The sequence below is a fragment of the Xanthomonas sp. F10 genome (assembly GCF_014206815.1).
GTDB lineage: Bacteria > Pseudomonadota > Gammaproteobacteria > Xanthomonadales > Xanthomonadaceae > Xanthomonas_A > Xanthomonas_A indica.
The window spans coordinates 609,443-621,374 of the sequence record NZ_JACHNP010000001.1 but is presented as its reverse complement, the minus strand read 5'-3'; the positions used below and the strand labels follow the sequence as shown (position 1 = coordinate 621,374).

Below are 11,932 nucleotides of genomic sequence, written 5' to 3'. Positions count from 1 at the left end.
GTGGAATCAGTCAGCGTTCGTTCACTTTAACGCGATCGAGCCGGTAATGCCAGCCGGGGTGGCGCCAGCCCGACCGGCGGACGCCTACAGCCGATAGGCGACGGCCTTCATCAGCCGCGAGGCGGCGGCCATGACCGTGGGGATCGGCGGCGGCAGGCGCCGTGCGCCGGCCTGTTCGGCGTGCTCGGCGTGGCGGGCCTCGTCGGCCTTCATCACGTTCAGTATGTCGCGGCTGCGCAGATCGGCCGGCGGCAGGGTCTGCAGGTGTTCGTCCAGGTGCGCCTCGACCTGGCGCTCGGTCTCGACCACGAAGCCCAGGTTCCAGCCATCGCCGCGCAGCCCGGCCAGGGTGCCGATCGCGTAGCTGCCGGCGTACCACAGCGGATTGAACAGGCTGGGGCGGCTGTCGAGCTCGCGCAGCCGCGCCGCGCACCAGGCCAAGTGGTCGGTCTCCTCCTGCGCCGCCTCCAGCAGGTGCGCGCGGGTAGCCGGATCGCGCGCGACCGCGGCCTGGCCGAAGTACAGGCCCTGGGCGCAGACCTCGCCGACGTGGTTGATGCGCATCAGGCCGGCGGCGTGGCGGCGCTCGTCCGGCGCCAGCACCACGTCGGCGGTGGCCGCGGCGGGGTAGGGGCGCTGCGCCGGCGGGTCGCCGAACACGGTCTCCAGCGCGCGCTGGGCCTCGACCAGGGCGCGATCGAGCGGGGAATGCTGGCGGCTGGCGATCATGGGGAAAGCCCGAAGCGGTGGGGCCCTCGATTTTGGCCCCCGGCCGGCGCACTGCCAAGCGTGCCGCCGGGCCTGCGGCCGCCGGTCAGGGGTGGACTTGCGCGCCGCGGCCGGGCCACGTAGAATTTCGCCTCTTGCGTTTTTGCAATTCACAACGCGTGGCAAAGTTCCGGCCGTTCGCTGCAGGAATCCGCCCGACCAACCGAGTCTTATAATGAGCACCTTCACTGCTAAGTCCGAGACCGTCCAGCGCGACTGGTATCTCGTCGACGCCGCCGGCAAAACGCTGGGCCGGCTTTCCACCGAACTGGCACGCCGCCTGCGCGGCAAGCACAAGCCGGTCTACACCCCGCACGTCGATACCGGCGATTACCTGGTGGTGATCAACGCCGAGAAGATCGTCGTCACCGGCAACAAGCTCAAGGACAAGAAGTACCATCGCTTCACCGGCTACATCGGCAACCTGAAGACCGAGAGCCTGGAGCAGGCGCTGGAGCGCCACCCGGAGCGCGTGATCGAAATCGCGGTCAAGGGCATGCTGCCCAAGGGCCCGCTGGGCCGCGCGATGTACCGCAAGCTCAAGGTCTATTCCGGTGCGGAGCATCCGCACGCCGCTCAGCAGCCGCAGGTTCTGGATATCTAATCATGGCGATTTCGCAAAACTACGGCACTGGCCGCCGCAAGTCCTCCACTGCCCGCGTGTTCCTGCGCAAGGGCACCGGCAACATCTCCGTCAACGGCCGTCCGCTGGACGAGTTCTTCGGCCGCGAGACCGCGCGCATGATCGTGCGCCAGCCGCTGGAGCTGACCAAGAACACCGAGAGCTTCGACATCGTCGTCACCGCCACCGGCGGCGGCACCACCGGCCAGGCCGGTGCGATCCGTCTGGGCATCGCCCGTGCGCTGGTCGAGTACGACGAAACCCTGAAGAGCGAGCTGCGCAAGGCCGGCTTCATGACCCGCGACGCCCGCGAAGTCGAGCGTAAGAAGGTCGGTCTGCACAAGGCCCGCCGCGCCACCCAGTTCTCCAAGCGCTGATCCATCGCGCCTGGCGTGGGCTCCTTCGGGAGCCTGCTGGGACCACGCAAAAGCCCGGCTTCGGCCGGGCTTTTGTCGTTCTGGGTCCGCGGGCTTGGGCTGGAAGCACGTGTGTGCCGTCGCCGGTTTGGCGCGCTGGATTTGCGCATGGCATTCGGGTGATTGCCCGTCTGGCCCGAAGACCCGGTGTCGCCGCAAGAGGCTCATGCCTGCGGAGTCGCATGTCTGCAGGGTCAGGGGCGCGTGCGTCCCGTCGGCATGGGTCGAATGAGTTCGTTCTCTCGTCAGCGCCCGCTTCGGTGGATCGAATTCCATCTGGTGGAGTAGCCCCGTTGGAGTCCAAGGGGGCGCGCCGACAGGCGCGGGGATGTGGAGGCGGAGGCCGGGGCCCGCACCTTGCGCAGCAAGGTGTGGGGCGCAGGCGCTGCGCGCCTGCGCGAACCCGCAGCCAAACACACAAAAAAGGCCGATCTTTCGATCGGCCTTTTTTGTGTGTTTGGCTGCCCCGGATGGATTCGAACCACCGAATGCCTGAGTCAGAGTCAGGTGCCTTACCGCTTGGCGACGGGGCAATGTGGACTGCAAGTATCGCACGCCTTGGGCGTACACACCATGGTGGCTATGGGTGGACTCGAACCACCGACCCCAGCATTATGAGTGCTGTGCTCTAACCGGCTGAGCTACATAGCCCTGGTGAACCGCCAATTCTTATGGAGAAGCGGGCGGCTGTCAACGGGTTTCTGCGCTGCTTGTGGCCCGGCCGCAGCCATGGCAGAGTCGGAGCCAGTAGATTTTTCAGGAGTCCGCATCGTGATCGATCCGGACGGCTATCGACCGAACGTAGGCATCGTGCTGATGCGGCCGGATGGTCAGGTGTTCTGGGCACGCCGTGTGCGCCGGGACGGCTGGCAGTTCCCGCAGGGCGGCATGAACACCGACGAGACCCCGGTGGAGGCCATGTACCGCGAGTTGCGCGAGGAAACCGGGCTGTTGCCCGAGCATGTGGAAGTGCTCGGCGCCACCCCCGGTTGGCTGCGCTATCGCCTGCCCAGCCGGGCCATCCGCCGCAACGAACGCCAGGTCTGCATCGGCCAGAAGCAGGTGTGGTTCCTGCTGCGGATGCAGTGCGACGAGAGCCAGCTGAACCTGGAACTGACCGAGACGCCGGAGTTCGACCACTGGCGCTGGGTCGATTTCTGGTACCCGGTGGAGCACGTGGTGCTGTTCAAGCGCGGGGTCTACGCGCGGGCGCTGCGCCACCTGGCGCCGCTGGCGCAGACCATCGCCGGCGCCGGCATCCGCGCCATGCCGACCCCGGCCCAGGAGGCATGGCTACCGGGCAATACCGCCGGCCACGAGCGCCCGCGCAAGCGTCCGCGCAAGCGCGGCGGGCCCTGGGCGGCCCGAATTAATAACGATTAACGGACGGAATTGACAACCATTCTCACTTTGGTTTGAATGGCGGCAGGCGCAGTCCGCGCCGTCCGCCGCCAAGCCTGCCGTGTACGTCTGCATCTGCAATGGGGTCACCGATCGCCAGATCCGCGAAGCCGCCGAAGCCGGCTGCCGCAGCGTGTCCGAACTGACCATGCGCACGGGCTGCGGTGCCACCTGCGGCTCCTGCCTGGACATGGCCGGCGAGGTGCTGGAGCGCGCGCTGAGCCGCGAGCTGCCGTTGCCGGTGCTGGGCGGCCTGGCCCGCGCCGCCTGAGACCATCCGCCGCGCTGCGGCGCGGGATGATCACGATTCGCGTTCCTTCACGTCGCGGCGCGATTCGCTAGAGTCTGCGCTTTCCGGATTTACGCGAGCGACATCATGAAGGGCGACAGCAAAGTCATCGAGTTCCTCAACAAGGTCCTCTACAACGAGCTGACCGCGATCAACCAGTACTTCCTGCACGCCAAGATGCTGAAGAACTGGGGCCTGAAGGAACTGGCCGAGCACGAGTACAAGGAATCCATCGACGAGATGAAGCACGCCGACAAGCTGGCGGACCGCATCCTGTTCCTCGAGGGGCTTCCCAACTTCCAGGCGCTGGGCAAGCTGCGCATCGGCGAGAACCCCAAGGAAATCCTCGAGTGCGACCTGGCGCTGGAGCGCGAAGGCACCGTCACCCTGCGCGACGGCATCGCCTACGCCGAGTCGATCCAGGACTACGTCAGCCGCCAATTGCTGGCCGACATCCTGGAATCGGAAGAAGAGCACATCGACTGGTTGGAAACCCAGCTCGACCTGATCGAGCGCATCGGCGAGCCGAACTACCTGCTGACCAAGCTCGACGACTGAATCGTCGGCGCATGACGCCGCGGCGCTTGCCTGTGCCCGCGCCGCGTTGGAGAGTGTGCGGGCTCTGTACTCCGGGACGTGGATCGGCTCAGCCATGCACGCGCAGGAGCGGCTTCAGCCGCGACGCGGCGGAAGGTCGCCGCTGATCCCGAGCAGCGGCACATGCCACTCCTGCGCGAATCCATGATGACGGCATCGCATCCGCATCGTGCGGCGTCGCCCTTTTGTTGGAGCGGCTTCCGCCGCGACGCGTCGCGGGCCGAAAGTCGCCGCTGATCCCGAACAGCGGCACATGCCGCTCCTGCGCGCATCCATGTGGCCGACATGGCATCGGCAGCGCACGACCTCCGCGTTTCTTTGGGAGCGGCTTCCGCCGCGACGCATTGATGGTGATCGGTCGCAGCGGAAGCTGCTCCTGCATGCACCCAGCCGGCGGCGACTGCGGCCGCATCGCGCGCGGCGAGAGTTTCCTGTGCGGATCAACCGCAACACCTCGCATCTGACTCTCGCGACATCCTCTGCGCGATCGCAGGCGGAGCATGCGACACGGCAAAGGTCATGGTGGCATCGCGACGCCCATGCACGCACCGCGCCCTCTTACGGTAGGAGCGGCTTCAGCCGCTCCTGCGAGAAAAGCAGCAGGCGGTGCGTCTGCGTCTTCGACGCTCGGTGGCAGGTCTGGGCGGGCGATCGTGCCGCCTGCAGGCACGGGGCGACCCGCGCGATGCCGCGTTACGGCGCGGCGGGTTCGGCGGCATCGTGGACGCTGGCGCGGTAGCCGCTCAGTGCCAGGCGCGCGCGCGCGAACTCGGCGATCACCAGGGCGACCGCGACCACGGGCCGATCCAGCGTGCCGGTGCGCACGCCCGACTCGATGCGCAGTGCCGCCGCCGACAGCGCCAGTGCGCCGAGGTTGGCGGCCGAGGACTTCAGCGTGTGCGCGGCCTCGCGCAGCGCGTCGCTCTGCGCGGTCGCCGCGGCCTGCTCCAGGCGCTGGATCAGCAGCGGTGCATCCGCCAGGAACAGCTCGACGATCTGCGCCACGCTGGCCGAGCCGACGACCTCGCGCAGTTCGTCGAGCACCGCGATGTCCAGCACCGGCGCCGGCACCGCCGATGGCAGCTCAAGATCGCCTGCCTCCGGCGGGGCGAGCGGTGGCGTCGACGTCGCGGTGGCGCCGCGCGACGCCCCGTCCTGTTCCAGCGCAGGCGTTGCCGGGGAAACGTCGCGCCTGTCGTGATCGGGCGATGGCAGCGGGGCAGTCGACGTCGTGGTGGGGCTGGACGTCGTGCCAGCGTCCGCCGGGTGCATGACGGCGCGGTGGGTGTCCTGCGGTTCGACGTGCATCGCGCCGGCGAGCGCATCCGCCGCCGGTCCATTGACGATGGCCGCATCCGCCCCGGGCGCGACTGCCACGCGGGCCGGCATAGCCGCCGGCTGCTTCGGCAGCCAGCGCTGCAGGCAGGCCTGCAGCCGCGCGCGGTCGATCGGCTTGGACAGGTAATCGTCCATGCCGGCCTCGAGGCAGCGCTGGCGGTCGCCGGCCATGGCGTTGGCGGTCATCGCCACGATCGGCAGGCGCGGGCGTGCCGCCTCGGCCTCGCGCTGGCGCCACTGGCGGGTGGCGGCGTAGCCGTCCAGCACCGGCATCTGGCAGTCCATCAGCACAAGGTCGTACGGCTGCCGCGCCAACTGCGCCAGCGCGGCGGCGCCGTCCTCGACGCTGTCGGCGTGGTGGCCCAGCGATTCCAGCAGGCGCCGCGCCACCATCAGGTTGACCGGATTGTCCTCGACCAGCAGCAGCCGGTAGCCGCTGTGCGGTGGCGGCGCATCGGCCTCCGCCGCAGCGGTCGCCGCGGCCGCCGCGCGGATTGGCGTGGGGCTGTCTTTGGCGTCCTGCGCGAAGGCGTCGTGGTAGAACGTATCCGTGTCGTCGTCGCTGGCGCCGGCGGTCTCGCTGGCCAGGCTCGGCGTCGCCGGCGCCAGCGCCAGCATGCTGCGCAGGTCGATGTCGGCGGCCTGCCGCGACAGCAGCGCGCCGTGCGCGCGGATCTCCTCGGGAATGTCGGCCTCGCCGTACAGCCAGATCAGCCGCGTGGTCTGCGGTGCCGGCAGCCGCGCCACAGCACGCTGCAGGGCGCGCGCGCTCTGCCGCAGGCCGTCCAGGTCGCCGATCACCAGATCGTAGGCCGGGCGCGCGCCGCTGCCGTTGCCGCGCAGCCGCTCCAGCGCCTCCTGGGTCGAATCGACCTTGCTGAGCTGCACGCCCCAGTTCGGCAGCAGCACGCTCAGGCGCTGCTGCAGGCGCTGGTCGGCGCCGACCAGCAGCGCGTGCAGCCGCGGCAGGCCGCCCGGGTTCTGCGACAGGTCGCCGATCACCTTCAGCAGCGGGATCTCGAACCAGAACGTAGCGCCCTGGCCCAGCCGCGACGCCACGCCAATGCGTCCGCCCATCAGTTCGACGATGCGCTTGCAGATGGTCAGGCCCAGCCCGGTGCCGCCGTACAGGCGGGTGGTGGAGGCATCGGCCTGGGTGAAGGCCTGGAACAGGTGCTCCTGGCGCTCGGCGCTGATGCCGATGCCGGTGTCGCGGACCTCGAAGCGCAGCAGGTGCTGTGCCGGGGTCTCGCCGAGCCGGCGCACGCCCAGGTCGATGCCGCCGCGCGCGGTGAACTTGACCGCGTTGCCGAGCAGGTTGCTCAGCACCTGGCGCAGGCGCACCGGATCGCCGCGCACCGGCAGGCGCACCGCCGGGTCCAGTTGCAGCGCCATGCGCAGGCCCTTGGCCTCGGCCGCGCGCTGCATCAGCTCCAGCACGCCGTCGAGCAGTTCGCGCAGGTTGAAGGTGGTGATCTCCAGCTCCAGCCGGTTCGCTTCCAGCTTGGAGTAATCCAGGATGTCGTCGACGATGCGCAGCAGCTGCAGCGAGGAGGTGTTGGCCGCGCGCAGCATCTCGCGCTGGTCCAGGCCGAGCGGGCCGCGCCCGATCAGCTCCAGCATCGGGATGATGCCGTTGAGCGGGGTGCGGATCTCGTGGCTCATCGTCGCCAGGAACTCGCCCTTGGCCAGCACCGCCGCTTCAGCCGCCTGGGTGGCCGCCTCGGCAGCCTGCTTGGCCTGCAGCAGTTCCTGCTCCAGCCGCGCGCGCGCGTGCACGTCGTGCTGCAGGGCATTGCGTTCGGACTCGGCCAGCGCCGCACGCGCCAGCGCCGCATCCAGGCGTTCGATCTGCTGGCGCGCGCGGCAGCCGGCAAGGGTGGCCAACACTGCGGCGGCGGCCATGCACAGCGGCGCCAGCCAGTGCCACGGCGCCGGCAACGGCAGTGCCAGCGGCGGCAGTGCCAGCAGGGTGCCGGCGACGGCGAGCGCCGCGGCGAAGGCCGCCGGCCGCGGAACCGGCCGGCGTCTGCGGTCGGACATGGCTACAGCACCGCGTTCTGGAAGTCGAAGTTCAGCTGGTCGCCGACCGACTGCACCAGGTTGCCCTGGATGAAATCGACCCCGCCCATCCACATCGCGGCCGCCGCCTGCGCCTGCTCGATCTGCTGGCCGATGATCAGCAGGCCGGCGCGGTGCGCCAGGTCGATGGTGGCGCGCAGCTGGTCGCGCAGATCCGGATCGGCATGCGCGCCGGCGAAGCGTGCCGACAGGCGCAGATAGCCCAGCGGCAGGTGCGCGAGCAGGGCCTCGGCTTCGGCGCCCGGCTCGAACTGGCTGATGCAGAACTGCACGCCCAGCGGCATCAGCCGCGCGCAGAACTGCTGCAGCGTGGCGGTATGGACCAGCGCATCGTCCAGGCGCAGGTCGATCACCAGCGAGGTGCCGGTGACGCCACGGCGGCCGATGGTGTCGATCAGCCATTCGGCGAAGGCGGTGCGCGCCAGCGTACGCGAGGATTGCGACACGAACAGGCGCAGCGGCGGGGTGGCGTGCTGGTACAGGTGCAGCAGGCCCAGCGCGTGGTCCAGCACCTGCTGGTCGAGGTCGGCGATGCGGCCGCCGGCCTCCGCCGCCGGCAGCACCTGGCCGGCCGAGAGCAGGCTGCCGTCGCGCTGGCGCAGGCGCAGCAGCACCTGGTACTGGGCGATGTCGCCGCCGGCGACGGCGACGATCGGCTGGTAGGCCGGTTCCAGCTGCCCCTCCAGCATGGCGATGCGTTGCAGGTCCTCGTCCGCGCGCGGCGGCACGTAGGCGGCGATGCCCTGCGGCTGCAGCCGCGCCTGCAGCGCGGTGCGTTCCACTGCCTCCAGCGCGCTGCCCGCGTCCTCGAAGCCATGGCCGAAGTCGGCATAGCCGATCGCGCAGCGCAGGTGCAGCGCCTCGTCCTCGCGCAGCGGGAAGGCGTGGCCGGACAGGGTGTCGCGCAGGCCCTGCGCGCGCTGCCGCTGCGCGTCGGCATCGGCGTCCTCGGCCAGCAGCAGGAAACTGTTGTCGTTGAGCCGCGCCAGCGGCTGCGGCGCGGTGATGCCGGCCAGGCGGCGCCCGACCTGCGCCATCAGCCGCTCGAATGCGGCGTAGCCGTAGCGTTCGCGCAGGCCGAGCGCGCTGGCGATCTCGATGAAGTACAGGCTGCCGGGGCGGCGCGCGCGCAGCGTCGTGTCCAGCAGCTGCAGCAGATGCGCGCGGGTCGGCAGGCCGGTCTCGGGATTGTTCAGCGGCGCCGCCTCGGCGTGGTCCTGCTGCGCCTGCTGGCGCGCGCGGCGGATGCGGTTGGAGACCGCGGCGATCAGGTGCCGCGGCCGGATCGGCTTGGTCAGGAAGTCGTCGGCGCCGCTGTCGAGCACTTCGTACTCCAGCTCCGGATCCGCATCGCCGGACAGGAACACGATCGGCAACAACTGGTGCTGCGGCTGCTGGCGGATCAGGGTGGTCAGGCGCATGCCGTCCAGGCCCGGCATGTGCAGATCCATCAGGATCAGGTCCGGGCGGTAGTCGACGATGGCCTGCTGCACGTCTTCGGCCTGCATCTGCACCTGCGCGTGCATGCCGGCACCGTGCAGCACGCTCTGCGCGAACAGCGCCTGCGCGCGGTCGTCCTCGACGATCAGCACGCGGTAGGGCGCGGCTGCGGCCGCGGCCTGTGCGGCGGGATCGGCGTCGGTGTCGGCGACGACGAAGGCGGCCGCGCTGGCATCGGCCGGGCCGTCGTCGTGCTCGCTGCTGGCCAGCGGCATGGCGGCCGCCGTGGAGTCGGCCGCGAGAGCGGCCACGCGATCATCGGCGGCGAGGTCAGCGGGCGCCGTGGTCTGCGCGTCGCCGACCCAGCGGCGCCAGTAGTGCGGCGGCGGGGTTTCGGCGCGGACATGGCGCGCGCGCGGGTCCTCGCGATGGGAAAGCGGAGCGGCGTCGTTGGCGGGCATCGCGTCTGGTTCCTGGTGCGCGTCCAATTATGCGATCAAGTTCGCGAAGGCTGCGTGCCTTGCGGCGCGGCAGACGGCGCCGCCGGCGCCAGCAGGCGTCGCATGCCCCGCCACAGCAGGCGCCACGTCCACCACACCAGCAGCGCGCCGAGCACGCTTGCCGCCAGCACCACGGCCAACGCCAGCCACGGGTGCGCCAGGGCCAGGGCCAGGGCCAGGGCGGCGATCACCACCGAATCCTCGGCCAGCGAGGCGATCCAGTTGCTGGCCGGCTCCGGCGAGGTGTTGAGCAGGGCGCGGGTCCCGGCCTTGAGCGCGTGGCTGGTCAGGGCCACGCCGGCCCCGGTGGCCAGCGCGCCGGCGCCGAGCTGGCCGTCGGGCGAGAGCGTGGCCGCGGCCAGGAAGGCGCCGGCGGGGATCCGGGTCAGGGTCTGCAGCAGGTCCCACACCGAATCCACGCCGGGGATCTTGTCGGCGAAGAACTCGGCCAGCGCCAGCGCGCCGGAGGTGCCGAGCACCCACCACGACTGCGTCGCCTGCAGCGCCGGCGGCAGGTCCAGCCAGCCGAGCAGGCCGGCCAGGCCGACCCCGAACACGGTCAGGTAGACGCGGATGCCGGCCAGCCAGGCCAGCAGGATGCCGATTACGAAAAGATGGGCGTCGGTCATGGCAGGCGCTCCTGCAACTGCACGGATGCCGGCCACTATCGGCCAAGCCTGCCGCGAAGGCCAGCCCGCGGGGCGGGGCGTGGGATGCGGTGCAGTCCGGCGCCGCTCAGGAGGGTGGCTTACACTAGGTGGCCCAGCAGGCCGACCCGCGAGGATCGACGCCGGCGCCGCCTCGGTGGCGCGGCAGCGCGCATGAACCGACCCGTTCCCCGTTTCCAGATCGTGCCCAACGGCGCCGCGCCCCGCCGCGGCCGCGGGTTGTGGCTGCTGCTGGCCGGACTGTGGCTGCTGTCGCTGGCGCTGACCTGGTGGCTGGCCAGCCGCCAGGCCGCACCGCGGCTGAGTGCGGTCAGCGCGCAGTTGCGCGAGGCCGAGCGCAACCTGCAGGCGCAACAGCGGCAGATCGAGACGCTCAACCAGCGCCAGGCCACCCTGGCCCGCTCCGACCAGATCAGCCGCGCCGCCAACAACGAGGTGCAGAGTTCGCTGGCCGAGCGCGACGAGGAGATCGCCGGGCTGCGTGCCGACGTGGCCTTCTACGAGCGCCTGGTCGGCGCCACCAGCCAGCGCAAGGGCCTGAGCGTGCATTCGGTGGAATTTTCCGCCGAGGCCGGCGGCACCTGGCGCTACAACGTGGTGCTGACCCAGAACCTCAACCGCGGTGCGATCAGCCAGGGCCAACTGCGCCTGACCGTGGAAGGCGTGCGCGGCGGCAAGCTGACCAGCGTGGGCTGGGACGAATTGCACCAGAAGACCGGTGTGCCCGGGCAGGACTACTCGTTCCGCTACTTCCAGCAACTGGATGGCAGCGTGATCCTGCCCAAGGGCTTCACGCCGCAACGGGTGCGGGTGGTATTGAGCGGCGGCGGGGCGCCGGTCAGCCAGACCTTCGATTGGACATTGGCCGGTAACGGCAAAGGGGAATAATCAGCCTATGTTTGGAAACAAGAACAGCCGCAGCAGCGGCCAGACCGTGGTCGATACGCTGATCGGCGCGCAGGTGGTGATCCGCGGCGACCTGGTGTTCAGCGGCGGGCTCTACGTGGAAGGGCGCATCCTCGGCAAGGTCGTGGCCGAGGACGGCGCGCCGGCCACGCTGACCCTGTCCGAGCACGGCAGCATCGAGGGCGAGGTGCGCGCGCCGGTGGTGATCATCAACGGTCAACTGATCGGCGACGTGCACGCCGCCGAGCGCGTAGAACTGGCGTCGAAGGCGCGCGTACAGGGCAACGTGCACTACCAGGTGGTGGAGATGAACGCCGGCGCGCAGCTGACCGGGCGCCTGATCCACGCCGGCAGCCTGGCCGCGCTGGCGCCGCCGGAAGCGCATCGCGAGGCCGCCGGCGACGCCGAGCCGCCGCGCGCGCTGACCGCCGAGGCTTGATTCGGGCGCCGGCCGTCCCCATCCTGCCGCCATGAGCACTCTTGTTTCCCTGCCGGGCGCCGCGCCCACGCCCGACTACCAGTCGCTGGATCGGCCGTTGAACTTCACCGCGGCCGCCGCGGCCAAGGTGCGCGAGCTGATCCGCGAGGAAGGCAACGACGCGCTGGCGCTGCGCGTGTACATCCAGGGCGGCGGCTGCTCCGGTTTCCAGTACGGCTTCGAGTTCGACGAGAACCGCGCCGAGGACGACCTGGCGGTGCAGACCGACCAGGTCACCCTGCTGGTCGACCCGCTCAGCCTGCAGTACCTGATGGGCGCGGAAGTGGACTACAGCGAGGGCCTGCACGGGGCGCAGTTCGTGATCCGCAATCCCAACGCCAAGACCACCTGCGGGTGCGGCAGCAGCTTCAGCGTGTAGACACGCTGCGGCTTGCGGGACGCACGGTTTGCCTGCACCCTGCGGCGC

At 70.3% G+C, this 11,932-nt stretch carries 12 protein-coding genes and 2 tRNA genes; 8 read left to right on the top strand and 6 right to left on the bottom strand.

The features are described from left to right. Positions 1 to 84: 84 nt before the first annotated feature. Positions 85 to 729, bottom strand: a complete 645-nt coding sequence (gene coq7 / locus FHR56_RS02755) for a 2-polyprenyl-3-methyl-6-methoxy-1,4-benzoquinone monooxygenase (protein ID WP_160946130.1) — start codon at positions 727 to 729, stop codon at positions 85 to 87. A gap of 214 nt (positions 730 to 943) precedes the next feature. Here coq7 and rplM point away from each other — a divergent pair, with 214 nt between their 5' ends. Both rplM and rpsI read left to right on the top strand, forming a co-directional pair. Then, complete coding sequence (rplM, locus tag FHR56_RS02750; protein WP_010341420.1) at positions 944 to 1,372, top strand: 50S ribosomal protein L13; 429 nt, start codon at positions 944 to 946, stop codon at positions 1,370 to 1,372. 2 nt (positions 1,373 to 1,374) lie between these two features. Next, a complete protein-coding gene (rpsI, locus tag FHR56_RS02745; RefSeq protein ID WP_019797755.1) occupies positions 1,375 to 1,767 on the top strand; it encodes a 30S ribosomal protein S9 in 393 nt (130 codons plus the stop codon). Positions 1,768 to 2,264: 497 nt separating this feature from the next. Here rpsI and FHR56_RS02740 read toward each other — a convergent pair. Beyond that, a tRNA-Gln gene (locus tag FHR56_RS02740) sits at positions 2,265 to 2,339 on the bottom strand. Positions 2,340 to 2,380: 41 nt separating this feature from the next. Then, positions 2,381 to 2,457, bottom strand: a tRNA-Met gene (locus tag FHR56_RS02735). A gap of 120 nt (positions 2,458 to 2,577) precedes the next feature. Here FHR56_RS02735 and FHR56_RS02730 point away from each other — a divergent pair. The 3 genes from FHR56_RS02730 (at position 2,578) to bfr (ending at position 4,054) form a co-directional block, all read left to right on the top strand. Next, positions 2,578 to 3,189 (top strand): RNA pyrophosphohydrolase, encoded by a 612-nt coding sequence (locus FHR56_RS02730; RefSeq protein ID WP_160946131.1) that lies wholly within the window; start codon positions 2,578 to 2,580, stop codon positions 3,187 to 3,189. A gap of 79 nt (positions 3,190 to 3,268) precedes the next feature. After that, positions 3,269 to 3,478 (top strand): (2Fe-2S)-binding protein, encoded by a 210-nt coding sequence (locus FHR56_RS02725; RefSeq protein WP_160946132.1) that lies wholly within the window; start codon positions 3,269 to 3,271, stop codon positions 3,476 to 3,478. A gap of 105 nt (positions 3,479 to 3,583) precedes the next feature. Further along, positions 3,584 to 4,054 (top strand): bacterioferritin, encoded by a 471-nt coding sequence (bfr, locus tag FHR56_RS02720; protein ID WP_160946133.1) that lies wholly within the window; start codon positions 3,584 to 3,586, stop codon positions 4,052 to 4,054. A gap of 732 nt (positions 4,055 to 4,786) precedes the next feature. Here the strand turns inward: bfr and FHR56_RS02715 are convergent. From FHR56_RS02715 to FHR56_RS02705, 3 genes are read right to left on the bottom strand one after another with little or no spacing between them, the layout of a single operon-like run. Further along, positions 4,787 to 7,474, bottom strand: coding sequence for a hybrid sensor histidine kinase/response regulator (locus FHR56_RS02715; RefSeq protein ID WP_160946134.1), 2,688 nt, complete (start codon positions 7,472 to 7,474; stop codon positions 4,787 to 4,789). A gap of 2 nt (positions 7,475 to 7,476) precedes the next feature. Next, the gene (locus tag FHR56_RS02710; RefSeq protein ID WP_160946135.1) at positions 7,477 to 9,414 is read right to left on the bottom strand and encodes an EAL domain-containing response regulator; all 1,938 of its coding nucleotides are present in this window, start codon (positions 9,412 to 9,414) and stop codon (positions 7,477 to 7,479) included. Between the two features lie 35 nt (positions 9,415 to 9,449). Continuing rightward, entirely contained in the window at positions 9,450 to 10,082 is a 633-nt protein-coding gene (locus tag FHR56_RS02705; protein WP_160946136.1) for a DUF4126 domain-containing protein, read from the bottom strand. 192 nt (positions 10,083 to 10,274) lie between these two features. Between FHR56_RS02705 and FHR56_RS02700 the strand changes: the two genes are divergently transcribed. From FHR56_RS02700 to erpA, 3 genes are read left to right on the top strand one after another with little or no spacing between them, the layout of a single operon-like run. After that, positions 10,275 to 11,009: a DUF6776 family protein gene (locus FHR56_RS02700; protein ID WP_160946137.1), complete on the top strand. Its 735-nt coding sequence runs from the start codon at positions 10,275 to 10,277 to the stop codon at positions 11,007 to 11,009. A gap of 7 nt (positions 11,010 to 11,016) precedes the next feature. Next, positions 11,017 to 11,466 (top strand): polymer-forming cytoskeletal protein, encoded by a 450-nt coding sequence (locus tag FHR56_RS02695; protein WP_160946138.1) that lies wholly within the window; start codon positions 11,017 to 11,019, stop codon positions 11,464 to 11,466. A 31-nt stretch (positions 11,467 to 11,497) separates the two neighbouring features. Further along, positions 11,498 to 11,884 carry an iron-sulfur cluster insertion protein ErpA gene (erpA, locus tag FHR56_RS02690; protein WP_017908990.1) on the top strand — a complete coding sequence of 129 codons (387 nt, stop codon included), beginning with the start codon at positions 11,498 to 11,500 and terminating at the stop codon, positions 11,882 to 11,884. Positions 11,885 to 11,932 lie beyond the last annotated feature (48 nt).